Source organism: Stenotrophomonas rhizophila (assembly GCF_000661955.1).
GTDB classification, from domain to species: domain Bacteria; phylum Pseudomonadota; class Gammaproteobacteria; order Xanthomonadales; family Xanthomonadaceae; genus Stenotrophomonas; species Stenotrophomonas rhizophila.
Window position 1 is genome coordinate 1,485,148 of sequence record NZ_CP007597.1, and the last position, 17,248, is coordinate 1,502,395.

The following is a 17,248-nucleotide window of genomic DNA, read 5'->3' on the forward strand; positions in this document are numbered from 1 at the left end:
TAGATGGAAATCACTCTCTCCAAGAGTCTGTTGATCGCAGTGGTGCTTGCACCGCTGATCGGCAGCATCATCGCTGGCCTGTTCGGCCGGCAGGTCGGTCGCATCGGCGCACAGACGGTCACCATCCTGGGTGTCGGCGCCAGCTGCATCATGTCCAGCTACGTGCTGTACATGCTGCTGTGGGGCGGCGCACAGCCGTACAACGAGAACATCTATACGTTCTTCGAAGTCGGCCAGTACTCGGCGCATGTCGGTTTCATGATCGACAAGCTGACCGCCATGATGATGGTCGTGGTGACCTTCGTGTCGTTCCTGGTGCACGTCTACACCATCGGCTACATGCAGGATGACCCGGGCTACCAGCGGTTCTTCAGCTACATCTCGCTGTTCACCTTCTCCATGCTCACCCTGGTGATGAGCAACAACTTCCTGCAGCTGTTCTTCGGCTGGGAAGCAGTGGGCCTGGTGTCGTACCTGCTGATCGGTTTCTGGTTCAAGCGCCCGACCGCGATCTTCGCCAACATGAAGGCGTTCCTGGTCAACCGCGTGGGTGACTTCGGCTTCATCCTGGGCATCGCCGGCGTGTTGTGGGTGTTCGGTTCGCTGGACTACGCCACCGTGTTCGCCAATGCGCCGATCCTGGGCAGCCCGCAGGCACAGATGCAGATCTGGTCCGGCGCGATCACCCTGTTCGGCACCTCGTTCCAGGTGCTGGACGCCCCGGTGATCTGGTCCATCGCCACCATCATCTGCATCTGCCTGTTCATCGGTGCAATGGGCAAGTCCGCCCAGGTGCCGCTGCACGTGTGGCTGCCGGACTCGATGGAAGGCCCGACCCCGATCTCGGCCCTGATCCACGCCGCGACGATGGTGACCGCGGGTATCTTCATGGTCACCCGCATGTCGCCGCTGTTCGAGCTGTCGCAGACCGCGCTGAACTTCGTGCTGTTCATCGGTGCCACCACCGCGTTCTTCACCGGCCTGATCGGCATCGTGCAGAACGACATCAAGCGCGTCGTCGCGTATTCCACGCTGTCCCAGCTGGGCTACATGACCGTGGCGCTGGGTGTGTCGGCCTATTCGGCGGCCGTGTTCCACCTGATGACCCACGCCTTCTTCAAGGCGCTGCTGTTCCTGGGTGCCGGCTCGGTCATCATCGCGATGCACCACGAGCAGGACATGCGCAAGATGGGCGGCCTGCGCAAGTACATGCCGATCACCTTCGTGACCATGTGGATCGGCACGCTGGCCCTGGTGGGTACGCCGTTCTTCTCCGGCTTCTACTCCAAGGACACCATCATCGAGGCGGCGCAGCACCACGCGCACGTGTCGCATAGCTGGGTGGCCACCTACGGCTACTGGGCGGTGCTGGGCGGCGTCATCGTGACCAGCTTCTACAGCTTCCGTCTGCTGTTCCTGACCTTCCATGGCAAGGAGCGCTTCCGCGATGCGCATGACGATCACGCCCATGGCCATGACGATCACCATGCCGACGCGCATGCGGTCGATGCCCACGCTGCCGATGCCCACCACGGTGACGCGCACCATGACGACCACGGTCATGGCCACGGTCCGCATGAGCCGCACGAAACCCCGTGGGTGGTGACGCTGCCGCTGATCCTGCTGGCGATCCCCTCGATTGTGATCGGCTTCTTCGGCATCGGTCCGATGCTGTACGGCACGGACTGGAAGGGCGCGCATGCCGAGCACGCGATCCCGGGCCAGGTCCATTCGTTCTTCACCGGCATCGTTGATTTCTACGTCCCGTCGCGCGACACCATTGGCGCGCTGGCCGAAGAGTTCCACGGCCCGGTTGCGTTCGCGCTGCACGGCATGATGGCCCCGGCCTTCTTCCTGACCGTGGCCGGCTTCCTGCTGGCGGTGCTGTTCTACCTGTGGAAGCCGGAGCTGGCGGGCAAGGCCCGCACGACCTTCGCGCCGCTGGTATCGGTGCTGGAGAACAAGTACGGCTTCGACAAGCTGTGGATCGGCGGCTTCGCCGGTGGCGGCATCAAGCTGGGTAAGGTTTCGCGCGCGATCGACACGAACATCGTCGATGGTGTGGTGGTCAACGGTTCGGCTCGCCTGATCGATCTGGCGGCCAACCTGCTGCGTCGCACCCAATCCGGTTTCCTCTATCACTACGCCTTCGCGATGATCATCGGCCTGATTGCCCTTCTGGGCGTCCTGATGCATTACCTGCGTTGATGACCTGTACGGAATAAGAAGACGTGTCGAACTGGCCCCTACTCAGTGTTCTCATCTGGCTGCCGATCCTCGGCGGTGCCTTGATCCTTGCCATCCGTGACGCCCAAACCGCCCGCTGGGCGTCGCTGGGCGTAGCGGTGCTGACCTTCGTGGCCAGCCTGTCGCTGCTCAGCGGCTACGACGTGGGGAACGACGCGCTGCAGTTCGTCGAAACCCGCGCCTGGATCCCCGCCTACAAGATCGGCTACAACCTGGGCGTGGACGGCATCGCGATCGCGCTGATCCTGCTGACCACGCTGGTGTCGGTGCTGGCCCTGATCGGCGCCTGGAGCGCCATCGACAAGCGCGTCAACCAGTACGTGGCCGCCTTCCTGATCCTGGAAGGCGTCACGGTGGGCATCTTCGCGGCAACCGACGCGATGCTGTTCTACGTGTTCTTCGAAGCCATGCTGATCCCGATGTTCCTGATCATCGGTGTCTGGGGTGGTCCGCGCCGCATCTACGCCGCGCTGAAGTTCTTCCTGTACACCTTCCTCGGCTCGGTGCTGATGCTGGTGGCCCTGATCTACCTGTACCTGAAGGGCGGCAGCTTCCAGCTGGCCGACCTGTACCAGCTGCAGCTGTCGGGCAAGGAACAGACCTGGATCTTCTTCGCCTTCCTGATCGCCTTCGCGGTCAAGGTGCCGATGTTCCCGGTGCACACCTGGCTGCCGGACGCCCACGTGGAAGCGCCCACCGCCGGTTCGGTGATCCTGGCCGCCATCGCCCTGAAGATCGGTGGCTACGGCTTCCTGCGCTTCAACCTGCCGATCGTCCCGGACGCATCGCAGGAATGGGCCTGGCTGGTGATCACGCTGTCGCTGATCGCGGTGATCTACGTCGGCCTGGTCGCCTTGGTCCAGGACGACATGAAGAAGCTGATCGCCTATTCGTCGATCGCGCACATGGGCTTTGTCACCCTCGGCACCTTCATCGCGCTGTGGCTGGTACGTGACGCCGGCAACCCGGACGCGGCCCGCCTGGGCCTGCAGGGCGCCATGGTGCAGATGATTTCGCACGGCTTCGTGTCCGGTGCGATGTTCTCCTGCGTCGGCGTGCTGTACGACCGCATGCACAGCCGCCGCATCGCCGATTACGGCGGCGTGGTCAATGTGATGCCGTGGTTCGCCACCTTCGCCATGTTGTTCTTCATGGCCAATGCCGGCCTGCCGGGTACCAGCGGTTTCGTCGGTGAGTTCATGATCATCATGGCCAGCTTCCAGCGCAATCCGTGGCTGGCCCTGGGTGCGGCAAGCACCCTGGTGATCACGGCGGCCTATACGTTGTGGTTGTACAAGCGCGTGTTCTTCGGTGAAGTGGCCAATGCCCATGTCGCCGAACTGAAGGACATCAACGGTCGCGAATGGCTGGTGTTGGGTGTATTTGCCGTGGGCACGCTTGCCCTGGGCCTGTACCCCAAGCCGCTGACCGACCTGATGGAGCCCTCGATCGCGAAGCTGGCGATGCAGATCGCATCCAGCAAGCTGCTGTAATCGGGCCGTCGAGAGTATTGATTCCAGGATTTGATGATGACCACCTCGCCGCTGTTGCCGTTGACCGCCGCCGACCTGCCGCCGCTCGCTCCCGAGCTGGTGCTGATTGGTAGTGCGTTCGCCCTGTTGATCCTGGATCTGTTCATCAGTGAGAAGAACAAGATCTGGACCCACCTGCTGTCGGTTGCCGCGCTGGCCGCGGTGCTGTTCATGCTCGCCACCGGAGTGGGCGGGCAGGGCGAGGTCTTCCACGGCATGTTCGTCCGCGATACCGCGGCGGACGTGATGAAGACCGTGATCGTGTTGTGCAGTGGCCTGACCCTGGTCTACGGCTGGAGCTACCTGCGCGAGCGCAAGCTGTACCAGGGCGAGATTCCGGTGCTGATCCTGTTCGGCACCGCCGGCATGATGATCCTGGTGTCGGCCGGCAGCCTGCTGATGGTGTACCTGGGCCTGGAACTGCTGGCCCTGTGTTCGTATGCACTGGTGGCCAGCAACCGTGAGAACGGCTTGGCCTCCGAAGCGGCGATGAAGTACATCGTGCTGGGTTCGCTGGCCTCGGGCCTGCTGCTGTACGGCATGTCGCTGATCTACGGCGCCACCGGTTCGCTGCACCTGGACGTCATCCACGCCGCCATTCCGCATTCGGAAGAGCGCGTGCTGCTGCTGACCGGCGCGGTGTTCATGATTGCCGGCGTGGCCTTCAAGCTGGGCGCGGCACCGTTCCACATGTGGCTGCCCGACGTGTACCAGGGCGCACCGGCCCCGATCGCGCTGTTCATCAGCTCGGCACCGAAGCTGGCCGCGTTCGGCATGGCTTACCGCCTGCTGGAAGTGGGCGTGGGTCCGCTGTCGGACGAGTGGAAGTACCTGATCGGCGGTCTGGCGGCGCTGTCGCTGGTGATCGGCAACCTGATGGCGATCGCGCAGACCAACCTGAAACGCATGCTGGCGTACTCGACGGTGTCGCACATCGGCTTCCTGCTGCTGGGCATTGCCGGTGGTGGCGAGCAGGGTTATGCGGCGGCGCTGTTCTATGCACTGAGCTACGCGATCATGTCGACCGCCGGCTTCGGCGCGATCATCGCGCTGTCGCGCAGCGGCTTTGAAGCCGAGAACATCGACGACTTCAAGGGTCTGAATGCCCGCAACCCGTGGATGGCCGGCCTGGTGCTGTGCATCATGGCGTCGATGGCCGGTATTCCGCCGTTCCTGGGCTTCTGGACCAAGCTGGCGGTGCTGGGCGCGGCGATCAACGGCGGCATGCTGTGGTTGGCGATCCTGGGCGTGCTGTGCGCGGTGGTGGGTTGCTTCTACTACCTGCGTGTCATCAAGGTCATGTACTTCGATGAGCCGGTGGGCGAGCCGCTGCCGGCCAACAACGACCGCGTGCTGGGCGTGGTGCTGGGCGTGAATGCCTTGGCGCTGCTGGCCTTGGGCCTGTCGTGGAACCCGATCATGGTGTGGTGCCAGCAGGCATTTGCACATCTTGCGTAAAAAACGATACAAAACTGCGCAAATCGTGTAATATTCGTTTCCTGAGTTGTTGCTGCAGCGGTTTCGCCAGAAGATCGTTGCAAGGTACCCACCGTTGGTTGGTACACCGGCTCATCCGCTTTTGATGCGGGGTGGAGCAGTCTGGCAGCTCGTCGGGCTCATAACCCGAAGGTCGCAGGTTCAAATCCTGCCCCCGCTACCATATAGCTCCGGTGCAAGCCGGAGACAGTGGACGAATCAAGCGACTCCGGAAACGGGGTCGCTTTTTTCGTTGTATGCCCAGGGCGTTGGCCGGCTGCTCCGGCTGCTCCGGCTGCTCCGGCTGCTCCGGCTGCTCCGGCTGCTCCGGACGTTTCGGACGTTTCGGTAGAGCCGACTGTCAGTCGGCTGCTTCGCACGTTGCGGGTAGAGCCGACCGTTGGTCGGCTGCCTTTCCTGGACGCCGGGCGATATGTTTCACCAAGGGGTTGCACGGGAATGAAAACTCCCTTACAATTCCGCTTCTGCTGCGGGGTGGAGCAGTCTGGCAGCTCGTCGGGCTCATAACCCGAAGGTCGCAGGTTCAAATCCTGCCCCCGCTACCACAGAAAATCTGCAGTGCAGATGCAGTAGACGAAGAAGCGATTCCGGAAACGGGGTCGCTTTTTTCGTTGTGGGGTTTGGTTGTTTTTTCGAGGCAAAAGGCAAAAGGCAAAAGCAACCGCTGAAGCCAGGGCCAGAGCAAATTCGGTGCGCGGGCATCTGGGAGGGCGCTGGCATGGGTGGGCTTGCGGGGCACGCTGCAAGTACGTCCTTGTAAGCTCCGCCAGCGCATCCATGCGCTGGAGGGCCCCGCAAGCCCACCCATGCCAGCGCCTCCATAGAGTGTCGGTGTGCAACGAAGATCAACGGCCGGCTCTGCTTTCGGTTTCTTTTCGCCGTATCGCCAAGTGCTGAGGATTCGGTCGGGTGTGTTGTTTGGGTTTGTTGAGTGGGTGGTGGTGCGGGGTAGGGCAGGGATCTGGCTTGGCTGTTGGCGCGTAGCGCTGCCTTGTTTGATCTCAACGACTGGCCCATTTGCATCCAGGTGCCGGTGCGGGTGGGTTGGCGGGACCGTTGGGCGCCATGGATGGCGCTCACGAGCCTCCACGGATGGATTCACGGCGTGTCCCGCCAACCCACCCGCGCCGGTGCCCGCGACACAAGCGACCAGCCCAGCCTTCGATCTACGCGCCAGAAGCCAACCACGCCCTGTTCAGCTTTCGCAATAGCCACCCGGCAAAAACCCCCAGCCATTGCACCAGCGCGGTGCAACGGCTATCATCAGCGGCTTAGCGGACTGTCCATGCATATCCTTTCAACGGATGTGAATGCGGCCCGCGACCGGCTTCCAGGAACGGCACCCTGTACCCAGGCCGCCGTGACCCCCCGGAAGGCTGGGCTCGCAGGAACACACACCGCGTGTGTTCCCGCTACCGGAATCCAGCATGACCGGAGTTGTACCGGACAAGGGGCCCAGCGGGCCCTTTGTTGTTTCCGGAACATGTTCAGTAGAGCCCGGCCAGCGTGACTGGCCAAACCGTATCTCTTTCAACGAATCAAGGCCGACTGTGAGCGACAAGGCAACCGAAATCGCGAATCTGCTCGCCCCCACCGTTCAGTCGCTGGGTCTGGAGCTGCTGGGCGTGGAATATCTCACTGCCCCGGGTGGTGCGACGCTGCGCCTCTACATCGACGTGCCGCTGGCCGAACAGCCCGAGCGTATCGTCAACATCGACGACTGCGAACGCGTCAGCCGCGAAGTGTCCGCGCAGCTGGACGTCGAAGACCCGATCAGCGCCAATTACACCCTGGAAGTTTCGTCTCCCGGTGTGGATCGCCCGCTGTTCACCGCAGAACAATTCGAGCGTGCCATCGGCGAATCCGCCAAGGTCACGCTCAAGCTTCCGCAGGACGGCCGTCGTCGCCTGCAGGGCGAGATTCTCGCTGTAGACAATGAGCAGGGTACCGTCACCTTCAAGGTCGACAACGCCCCGTTCACCGCCGACGTCGAGAATATCGACAAGGCACGCATCATGCCGGACTGGGCCGCCCTCGGCCTCGCTCCGACCAAACCGACTGGCCCGGCACCCAAGCAGGGTGGCAAGGCGAACAAGAAACCATCCAACGAGCCGGCGGCTAAAAAGCCGCGCGCGGAGTGAGCCAATGAGCAAGGAACTTTTGCTGGTAGTGGATGCGGTCGCCAATGAAAAGGGCGTTCCGCGTGAAGTGATCTTCGATGCCATCGAGGCAGCACTGGCGTCGGCTGCGAAGAAGCGCTACCCCGACGAAGAAGTGCTGGCCCGTGTGTCGATCGACCACAAGGACGGCAACTACGAAACCTTCCGCCGCTGGGAAGTGGTGGCCGATGACGTGGTCATGGAGTCCCCGGACCGCCAGATCCGCCTGATGGATGCCATCGACGAAGCCGAAGGCGTCGAAGTTGGCGATTACATCGAAGAACAGATCGAAAACCCCGACTTCGGCCGCATTGCTGCCCAGGCCGCCAAGCAGGTCATCGTCCAGCGCGTGCGCGAAGCCGAGCGCCAGCAGGTCGTGGATGCATGGAAGGACCGCGTTGGCGAACTGGTCACCGGTGTGGTCAAGCGCGCCGAGCGCGGCAACATCTATGTGGACCTCGGTGGCAACGCCGAAGCCTTCATCCCGAAGGACAAGGGCATCCCGCGCGACGTCCTGCGCGCCGGCGACCGCGTCCGCGGTTACCTGGCCGAAGTCCGTTCGGAACCGCGTGGCCCGCAGCTGTTCATCAGCCGCGCCGCCCCGGAATTCATGATCGAACTGTTCAAGCTCGAAGTGCCGGAAGTCGGCCAAGGCCTGGTCGAGATCAAGGCCTGTGCACGTGACCCGGGCGACCGCGCCAAGATCGCCGTGCTGGCCCACGATTCGCGTACCGATCCGATCGGTGCCTGCATCGGCATGCGCGGTTCGCGCGTCCAGGCCGTGTCCAACGAGCTCAACGGTGAGCGCGTGGACATCGTGCTGTGGAACGAGAACCCGGCCAACTTCGTCATCAACGCGATGGCGCCGGCCGAAGTGCAGTCGATCATCGTCGACGAAGAAAAGCATTCCATGGACCTGGCCGTCGCTGAAGAGCGCCTGGCCCAGGCGATCGGCAAGGGCGGCCAGAACGTCCGTCTTGCCAGCCGCCTGACCGGGTGGCAGCTCAATGTGATGACCCAGGACCAGGTGACCGCCAAGTCCGAGGCAGAGCAGGGCGTTGCCCGTCAGCTGTTCATGGACAAGCTGGAAGTGGATGAAGAAATCGCCGCCATCCTGGTGACCGAAGGCTTCAACACCGTGGAAGAAATCGCCTACGTCCCGGTCGGCGAACTGCTGGCCGTGGAAGGCTTCGACGAAGACATCGTCGAAGAACTGCGTGCCCGTGCCCGCGATGCGCTGCTCAACGAGGCGCTGGCGGTGGAAGAAGGTCTGGAAGACGGTTCGCCGTCGGACGACCTGCTCGCCCTGGAAGGCATGGACGAGGCAACTGCCTACGCCCTGGCCGGTCACGGCGTGCGTACCAGTGAGGACCTGTCGGACCTGGCCGCCGACGAGATCCTCGAGTTCGGTATCGAGGACCTGGACCAGGAGCGCGCCGCCGCCCTGATCCTGGCCGCCCGAGCCGAGGAGATCGCCCGCCTGGAGCGCGGCGAATGAGCCAGCGATGAACAGTGCCCTGACCCGCTCAGGGCTTAGACTCCGCGCTGCCTTCGCACGTTTCGAGGGAGCGCCAACCAGATCATAGGATCCGAATGTCGCAGCAAACCACCATCCGCAAGCTTGCCGAACTGGTCAACACCCCGGTCGATAAACTGCTTGTACAACTTGCCGAAGCCGGCATGAAGTTCAGCGGTCCCGACCAGGTCGTGACCAGCACCGAGAAGGTGAAGCTCCTGGGCTTCCTTCGTCGTTCGCACGGCAAGACCGAGCAGCCCGTCGAGAGCACCGACGACGCCGCCAAGAAGATCACCCTCAACCGTCGCAAGTTGCAGGAAGTGACCGTCAGCGCCGGCCGCAGCAAGACCACTGTCAACGTGGAAGTGCGCCAGAAGCGCACCTACATGAAGGACGCCAGCGGCAAGCCGATGACGGCGGATGAAGAGCGCGCCGACATCCTGCGCAAGCTGGAGGAATCCCGCCAGCGCAATCTGGACGAGCAGCGCGCACTGGCCGAAAAGGACCGTGCACGCGACGAGGAAATCGCCCGCAAGCGTCAGGAAGAAATCGACGCCAAGGAGCGCGCCGAAGCCGAGCGCAAGGCCGCCGAAGCCGCTGCTGAAGCGGCCAAGAACGCACCGCCTGCACCGGCGCCGGCGGCTGCCAAGCCGGCCGCTGCTGCCGATGCACCGGCCCGCGCCGCGCGCCCGTCGGCGCCGTCGGCTGCGCGTCCGGCTCCGCGTTCGGATGACCGCAACTCGAACAACAACAACAACAACCGTCCGGGCGCCAAGCGTGACGACGAGGGTGGCAACCGCTTCGCCGGTCAGCTGCACCTGTCGGCTGCCGATCGTGCCCGTCGCGGCAACAACAGCAACTCGCGTGGTCGCCCGACCGGGCGTACCCAGCACGGCGGCCGTCGTGACAGCAACCAGTCGCGCAGCGGCGGCGGTGCCCATGGTTTCGAACGTCCGGTCGCTCCGATCGTGCGTGACGTCACCATCGGCGACACCGTCACCGTGGCCGATCTGGCCCAGAAGCTGGCCCTGAAGGGCGGCGACGTGGTGAAGGCGCTGTTCAAGATGGGCGTCATGGCGACCATCACCCAGACCATCGACCACGACACCGCTGCGCTGGTGACCGAAGAACTCGGCCACAACGTGATCCGTGCCAACACCAACGACGCCGAAGACGCGCTGCTGGCGCTGGCCGGTGGCAACCAGGGCGAGCCGGCGGCACGTCCGCCGGTGGTCACCATCATGGGCCACGTCGACCACGGCAAGACCTCGCTGCTGGATTACATCCGCCGCACCAAGGTCGCCACGGGCGAAGCCGGTGGCATCACCCAGCACATCGGTGCGTACCACGTTGAAACGCCGAAGGGCGTGATCAGCTTCCTGGATACCCCGGGCCACGCGGCGTTTACGTCCATGCGTGCCCGCGGTGCCAAGCTGACCGACATCGTGGTGCTGGTGGTGGCGGCCGACGACGGCGTGATGCCGCAGACCAAGGAAGCCATCCAGCATGCGCGTTCTGCCGGTGTGCCGCTGATCGTGGCGATCAACAAGATCGACAAGGCCGGTGCCGACCCGATGCGCGTCAAGAACGAGCTGCTCACCGAGCAGGTCGTGTCCGAAGACTTCGGTGGCGACATCCAGATGGTCGAAATCTCGGCCAAGGCTGGCCTGGGCATCGACGACCTGCTCGACGCGATTTCGGTCCAGGCCGAACTGCTCGAACTGAAGGCCGTGCCTGATGGCCGCGCCAGCGGTGTGGTCATTGAGTCCTCGCTGGACAAGGGCCGCGGTCCGATCGCGACCGTGCTGGTGCAGCAGGGTTCGCTGAAGAAGGGCGACTACCTGGTCTGCGGTATCCAGTACGGCCGCGTGCGCGCGCTGTTCGACGAAACCGGCGCACAGCCCGACCAGGCCGGCCCGTCGATTCCGGTGCAGGTGCTGGGTCTGTCCGGCGTGCCGGATGCCGGTGATGACTTCGTCGTGGTCGAAGACGAGCGTCTGGCCAAGGACGTCGCGCAGCAGCGCGAAACCAAGCGCCGTGAATCGCGTCTGGTGCAGTCGGCCGGCAGCCGGATGGAAGACATCATGGCAACCCTGGGCAAGGGCGATGGCCAGCAGGTGCTGAACCTGGTGATCAAGGCCGACGTGCAGGGTTCGGTGCAGGCGCTGAGCCAGGCACTGGTTGCGCTGTCCAACGAAGACATCCGCATCAACGTGATCCACTCCGGCGTGGGCGGCATCACCGAGTCGGACGCCAACTCGGCGGTTGCCTCCAAGGCCACCGTGATCGGCTTCAACGTGCGTGCGGATGCTTCGGCCCGCCGCATCATTGAATCCAACGGCGTGGACCTGCGTTACTTCTCGATCATCTATGACGTGATCGATCAGGTGAAGCAGGTGGCCTCGGGTCTGCTCGGCGTGGAAATCCGCGAAGAGATCATCGGTATCGCCCAGGTCCGCGATGTGTTCCGCAGCTCGAAGTTCGGTGCAGTCGCTGGCTGCATGATCATCGAAGGCACGGTCAAGCGCAGCAAGCCGATCCGCGTCCTGCGCGACAGCGTTGTCGTGTTCGAAGGCGAGCTGGAATCGCTGCGTCGCTTCAAGGAAAACGTCGACGAAGTTCGCAACGGCACCGAATGCGGTATCGGCGTGAAGGCCTACAACGACGTCAAGCCGGGTGACCAGATCGAGTGCTTCGAGCGTATCGAAGTGCCGCGCACCCTGTAATGTTCCAGGCCGGACCGCTTCGCGCGGTCCGGCTTTTTCGCTCACGCATCACCCTTCAAGACGAGTCCGCCTACCGTGCCAAAGACCTTCCATCGAACCGACCGTGTTTCCGCCCAGATCCGCCGCGAACTGGGGACGCTCGTGCACAACGCCGTGCGTGTACACGGCCTGCCTTCGGTGAGCGTCTCCGACGTGGAAATCACCCGTGACATGGCGCATGCCAAGATCTTCGTCACCGCGCTGATGCCCGAACGTTCGGTAGAAGCCATGAAGGGCCTGAAGGAACTGGCCTGGGAGCTGCGGATGGAGCTGGCGCGTGCCATGAAGCTGCGCCACGTGCCCGAACTGCACTTCCACTACGATGATTCGGTGGATCGCGGCGAGCGCATCGACAACATCCTGCGTGACCTCCCCGATACGCTGGCGGCGGAAAAGAGCCGACAGCCCGAGGACGACGCCGGGGATGGCGACGCGGACGAAAGCGACAAGAAATCTGATTGATGGACCAACAGCCCGCAAGGGCTGTTGTCTTATGGGGCGGTGCCCGGGTCGACAACGACCGCGCCGCCGACCGCCGGGACTGCCGGCAGCGCCACATGGCGCCGATTGAAACCACGACATGGCATCCCGAATCACATTCCGTCGCCTGGACGGCATCCTGCTGCTCGACAAGCCGGGCGGCATGAGTTCCAACGCTGCGCTGCAGATCGCGCGGCGCCTGTACCGCGCCGAGAAGGGCGGCCACACCGGCAGCCTGGACCCGCTGGCCACCGGCCTGCTGCCGCTGTGCTTCGGCGAGGCCACCAAGATTGCCGGCCTGCTGTTGGGCTCGGCCAAGGCCTACGACGCCGAGGTGGTGCTGGGCCAGACCACCGACACGGACGACGCCGATGGCGCAGTGCTGCGCGAACGGCCGGTGCCGCCGATCAGCGCCGACGCGCTGGCGGCCGCGCTGGCCCCGTTGAAGGGGCGCATCCTGCAGCGTGCGCCGATCTACTCGGCGCTCAAGCAGGGCGGCGAACCGCTGTACCTGAAAGCGCGCCGCGGCGAGGTCATCGAGGCGCCGGAGCGCCAGGTGGAGGTACACGCCATCGAGGTGCTGGAGCAGCAACCGACCCGGCTGCGGCTGCGCGTGACCTGCGGTTCAGGCACCTATATCCGCAGCCTGGCCCGCGACCTCGGGGAAACCCTGGGCTGTGGGGCACACATCGCCGGCCTGCGCCGGCTGTGGGTGGACCCCTTCCGCGAGGCGCCGATGGTGTCCCTGGACACGCTGCGAACCCTGGTGGAGGAGGGTGACGAAGCGGCCATCGATGCGCTGCTGCTGCCGCTGGACGCCGGCCTGGCGCACTATCCGCGGGTGACCCTGGATGCTGAACAGACCCCGCGGTTCTGCGTGGGCCAGCGCCTGCGCGACCCGGCCTGGGCCCAGGGCACGGTGGTGGTATACGGCCCGGACGAGGCCATCCAGGGCCTTGGCCAGGTCGACGAGAACGGGCGGCTGGCACCGCAGCGGCGCTTCAACCTGGCCGGGCAGGGCTGACCCCGGCGCAGCCGGTCCTTGTCCCGGAGGGCTGCGCCCGTTACAATTTCGCGGCCTTTTCAGGCTTCCCGCGTCCTGCGGGTTCATCCTTTCGTTAACGGCGAGTCGCGCGGTACGTCAATGGGACGTTTCTGCGGGCCACGCATCCAAGAGAAAACAGATATGTCGATCGACACCCAGAAAGTCATTGAAGACAACAAGCGCAGCGCCGCCGACACCGGCTCCCCGGAAGTCCAGGTCGCCCTGCTGACCGCCCGCATCGAACTGCTGACCGGCCACTTCAAGACCCACAAGAAGGATCACCACAGCCGCCGCGGTCTGCTGCAGATGGTCAACCGCCGCCGCAGCCTGCTCGACTACCTGAAGAAGAAAGACGCTCCGCGTTACAAGGCCCTGATCGAAAAGCTCGGCCTGCGTCGCTAAGCAGGAATCCCAACCGCGGCGCAGGAATGCGCCGCGGTTTTGTTTTGGTAGTACCGCATCAAACGCCTGGGCCGGACAACCGGTCACCCGTCGGCGGCAAGGGTCGCCCGCGGTCCATTCGAAGAAAGCATCATCCCAAGGACATCCCCCGTGGCAAAAATCACCAAAACCTTCCAGTACGGCAAGCACACCGTCACGCTTGAGACCGGCGAAATCGCCCGCCAGGCCGGTGGCGCCGTCATCGTCAAGTTCGACGACACCGTGCTGCTGGTCTCCGCCGTAGCTGCCAAGAGCGCGCGTGAGGGCCAGGACTTCTTCCCCCTGACCTGTGACTACCAGGAGAAGTTCTACGCCGGTGGCCGTATCCCGGGTGGCTTCTTCAAGCGCGAAGGCCGCGCGACCGAAAAAGAGACGCTGATTTCGCGCCTGATCGATCGCCCGATCCGTCCGCTGTTCCCGGAAGACTACAAGAACGAAGTTCAGATCATCGCTACGGTGATGTCGCTGAACCCGGACATCGACGGCGACATCGCCGCGCTGATCGGTGCCTCGGCTGCACTGTCGCTGGCCGGCACCCCGTTCAAGGGTCCGATCGCCGCTGCCAAGGTGGGTTACAAGAACGGTGAGTACATCCTCAACCCGACCGTGACCGAACTGAAGGATTCGGAGCTGGAACTGGTTGTCGCCGGTACCGCCAACGCCGTGCTGATGGTGGAATCCGAAGCCGCGCTGCTGTCCGAAGACGTGATGCTGGGCGCCGTGACCTTCGGTCACCGCGAAATGCAGAAGGTCATCAACGCGATCAACGAGCTGACCGTGGAAGCCGGCACCAAGCCGTCGACCTGGGTGGCCCCGGCCAAGAACGAGGTGCTGATCAGCGCCCTGCAGGAAGCCATCGGCCCGCGTCTGGGCGAAGCCTTCCAGGTGCGCGACAAGCTGCAGCGCCGCGACGCCATCTCGGCGATCAAGAAGGACGTGGTCGAGTCGCTGGCTGGCCGTGTGGCCGCTGAAGGCTGGAACCCGGCCGAGCTGTCGAAGGAATTCGGCGAGCTGGAATACAGCACCATGCGCAACTCGGTGCTGGACACCAAGGTCCGCATCGACGGCCGTGCGCTGGACACCGTCCGCCCGATCGCCGTGAAGACCGGCATCCTGCCGCGTACCCATGGTTCGTCGCTGTTCACCCGCGGTGAAACGCAGGCCATCGTGACCATCACGCTGGGCACCGCCCGCGACGGTCAGGTGATCGACGCCGTGTCCGGTGAGTACAAGGACAACTTCCTGTTCCATTACAACTTCCCCCCCTACTCGGTGGGTGAGACCGGCCGCATGATGGGCCCGAAGCGTCGCGAAATCGGCCACGGCCGCCTCGCCAAGCGCGGCGTGCTGGCAGTGATGCCGTCGCTGGAATCCTTCCCGTACACGATCCGCGTCGTGTCGGAAATCACCGAGTCGAACGGCTCCTCGTCGATGGCCTCGGTCTGCGGCTCCTCGCTGGCCCTGATGGACGCCGGCGTGCCGGTCAAGTCGCCGGTGGCCGGTATCGCCATGGGTCTGGTCAAGGAGGGCGAGCGCTTCGTCGTCCTGTCCGACATCCTGGGTGACGAAGATCACCTGGGCGACATGGACTTCAAGGTGGCCGGTACCGCTGAGGGCATCTCCGCCCTGCAGATGGACATCAAGATCGAAGGCATCACCGAAGAGATCATGAAGCAGGCACTGCAGCAGGCCAAGGCTGGCCGTCTGCACATCCTGGGTGAAATGGCCCACGGCCTGACCGCTCCGCGCCAGGAGCTGTCGGACTACGCGCCGCGCCTGCTGACCATCAAGATCCACCCGGACAAGATCCGCGAAGTGATCGGCAAGGGTGGTTCGACCATCCAGGCCATCACCAAGGAAACCGGCACCCAGATCGACATCCAGGATGACGGCACCATCGTCATCGCGTCGGTCAATGCCATCGCTGCGCAGGCTGCCAAGGCCCGCATCGAGCAGATCACCTCGGACGTCGAGCCGGGCCGCATCTACGAAGGCAAGGTCGCCAAGATCATGGACTTCGGTGCGTTCGTCACTATCCTGCCGGGCAAGGACGGCCTGGTGCACGTGTCGCAGATCTCCAGCGACCGCGTCGAGAAGGTCGGCGACGTGCTGAAGGAAGGCGATGTGGTCAAGGTCAAGGTGCTGGAAGTCGACAAGCAGGGCCGTATCCGCCTGTCGATGAAGGCCGTCGAAGAAGGCGAAGGCGCCGTCGCCGAGTAATCGGCCGGGCCGGTGGCGCGGTAGGTGAGGACCATTGGTCCTCACGTCTGCGCCTCACGCTTTCGCACAACAAAAAAGCGGGCTTCGGCCCGCTTTTTTGTGTCTGTCGTTCCGTAACCCGGCCGACGATACTCTCCAGGCAGGCGCCTACGCCTCGCTCTCGTCCTCATCGTCGCCCACACCCCGCCACCACACCGTGCCTTCTTCCGGTGCACTCTCCTCGCACGGCGGGCTCTCGATCGCGTCGACGCTGCGCCCCGGCCCCGCAGCCACCCAGTTGGCCAGCAGCCGCTCCACGGCCGCCTTGCCCTGCGCACCGATGCCCAGGTTGCGTTCGACCTGCCAGTCATCGTTGCTGGCCGCGCCTTCATCGTGCGCGGTGTCCGCCGCATCCTCCTCGCCGTGGCCGACGCCATAGCTGCAGCGCAGGCACAGCGACACGATCGATGCGGTCCAGTCTTCCACGTAGCCGATGCCGGGCAATTCGGCCTGCTGCAGTTCGTCCAGGTCGTCGGCCGAGGGGCAGCGGATGAACGCCACGAAGGTGCGGTGGTCCGAGCGCTGCAGGATCTGCAGGGCGTTGAACACCGGCACCGTACCGTCATCCAGCGCGCGCTCGCCGGTCTTGGCGCCGTCATGCAGCACGATGTCGAACAGCCGGTGGCCGGTTTCCGGCAGGGGTACGTTCAACAATCGCGCGCGCACCACGTCGATGCGCCGTGCAAACACCGTTTCACCATTGCCCCAGGGATTGAGACGGATGGAGACCAGACCGAAATCGTGTTCGATCGGACCGTCGCCCTCGGGAAGGCCGATGCCGCACCGCGTCCACTGTCGGCGCGCTTCGGCCCAGTCGCCCAGGGCGGTCGCGGCGATGCCGGCATTCCAGGCACTGGCGTCGTCGGCCGACCCATGCAGCGCCTGCGCGCGCAGGGCATGCTGCAGCGCGGCGGGCCAGTCGCGCAGGTACTTGTGGGCAAGGCCGCGCATGTAATGCAGGTACGGCACCTCGGGCGCCAGCGTGGTCAGTTCGCCGAACAGCGCACTGGCCTGCTTCAGCTGGCCGTGGTCGAAGGCATCGTAGGCGCGCGCTTCCAGCGCGTCCCTGGCGGCGGTGTCCGGTGCGGTGTCGCGTGGATCGGAAGTGTCGGTCATGTGCGCAGGATAGGCCGAATCCAGGCGTACCGTCGCCTGTCGTGCGGGCATGCGGCAGTGGCGCGACAGGACATCAGCGGACCTTGCCCGATGCCGCGATCGGCCGTGCGGGACACGGCATTGGCGCATGCCGACGGGGCGGTGTTGTCCGCTGGACGAATGTGCCGGACATGGCGCCAAAACGCCTGTAT

11 protein-coding genes and 2 tRNA genes are annotated in these 17,248 nt (G+C 64.3%); 12 read left to right on the forward strand and 1 reads right to left on the reverse strand.

Annotated features, from left to right (window positions below; all coding sequences use genetic code 11):
- Positions 1-3: 3 nt before the first annotated feature.
- The 12 genes from nuoL to pnp all read left to right on the forward strand — a co-directional run bounded on the left by nuoL (position 4) and on the right by pnp (position 15,902).
- Positions 4-2,208 (forward strand): NADH-quinone oxidoreductase subunit L, encoded by a 2,205-nt coding sequence (gene nuoL, locus DX03_RS06225; protein WP_038687246.1) that lies wholly within the window; start codon positions 4-6, stop codon positions 2,206-2,208.
- A gap of 23 nt (positions 2,209-2,231) precedes the next feature.
- A complete protein-coding gene (locus DX03_RS06230) occupies positions 2,232-3,740 on the forward strand; it encodes an NADH-quinone oxidoreductase subunit M (RefSeq protein WP_038687248.1) in 1,509 nt (502 codons plus the stop codon).
- 36 nt (positions 3,741-3,776) lie between these two features.
- Positions 3,777-5,237 (forward strand): NADH-quinone oxidoreductase subunit NuoN, encoded by a 1,461-nt coding sequence (gene nuoN / locus DX03_RS06235; protein ID WP_038691974.1) that lies wholly within the window; start codon positions 3,777-3,779, stop codon positions 5,235-5,237.
- 125 nt (positions 5,238-5,362) lie between these two features.
- A tRNA-Met gene (locus DX03_RS06240) sits at positions 5,363-5,439 on the forward strand.
- A 305-nt stretch (positions 5,440-5,744) separates the two neighbouring features.
- Positions 5,745-5,821 (forward strand) — tRNA-Met (locus DX03_RS06245).
- Positions 5,822-6,826: 1,005 nt separating this feature from the next.
- Complete coding sequence (gene rimP / locus DX03_RS06250; protein WP_038687250.1) at positions 6,827-7,417, forward strand: ribosome maturation factor RimP; 591 nt, start codon at positions 6,827-6,829, stop codon at positions 7,415-7,417.
- 4 nt (positions 7,418-7,421) lie between these two features.
- The gene (gene nusA, locus DX03_RS06255; RefSeq protein ID WP_038687252.1) at positions 7,422-8,933 is read left to right on the forward strand and encodes a transcription termination factor NusA; all 1,512 of its coding nucleotides are present in this window, start codon (positions 7,422-7,424) and stop codon (positions 8,931-8,933) included.
- A 95-nt stretch (positions 8,934-9,028) separates the two neighbouring features.
- Positions 9,029-11,677 carry a translation initiation factor IF-2 gene (infB, locus tag DX03_RS06260; protein WP_038687254.1) on the forward strand — a complete coding sequence of 883 codons (2,649 nt, stop codon included), beginning with the start codon at positions 9,029-9,031 and terminating at the stop codon, positions 11,675-11,677.
- A 75-nt stretch (positions 11,678-11,752) separates the two neighbouring features.
- Positions 11,753-12,178 carry a 30S ribosome-binding factor RbfA gene (gene rbfA, locus DX03_RS06265; protein ID WP_038687256.1) on the forward strand — a complete coding sequence of 142 codons (426 nt, stop codon included), beginning with the start codon at positions 11,753-11,755 and terminating at the stop codon, positions 12,176-12,178.
- Positions 12,179-12,296: 118 nt separating this feature from the next.
- On the forward strand, positions 12,297-13,220 hold the full coding sequence (gene truB / locus DX03_RS06270; protein ID WP_038687258.1) for a tRNA pseudouridine(55) synthase TruB: 924 nt from the start codon (positions 12,297-12,299) through the stop codon (positions 13,218-13,220).
- A 162-nt stretch (positions 13,221-13,382) separates the two neighbouring features.
- Positions 13,383-13,643: a 30S ribosomal protein S15 gene (gene rpsO / locus DX03_RS06275; protein ID WP_038687260.1), complete on the forward strand. Its 261-nt coding sequence runs from the start codon at positions 13,383-13,385 to the stop codon at positions 13,641-13,643.
- A gap of 150 nt (positions 13,644-13,793) precedes the next feature.
- Positions 13,794-15,902, forward strand: coding sequence for a polyribonucleotide nucleotidyltransferase (gene pnp / locus DX03_RS06280; protein ID WP_038687262.1), 2,109 nt, complete (start codon positions 13,794-13,796; stop codon positions 15,900-15,902).
- A gap of 147 nt (positions 15,903-16,049) precedes the next feature.
- Here pnp and DX03_RS06285 read toward each other — a convergent pair whose 3' ends face one another.
- Positions 16,050-17,057, reverse strand: coding sequence for a tetratricopeptide repeat protein (locus tag DX03_RS06285; RefSeq protein WP_051598757.1), 1,008 nt, complete (start codon positions 17,055-17,057; stop codon positions 16,050-16,052).
- Between the last annotated feature and the right edge of the window lie 191 nt (positions 17,058-17,248).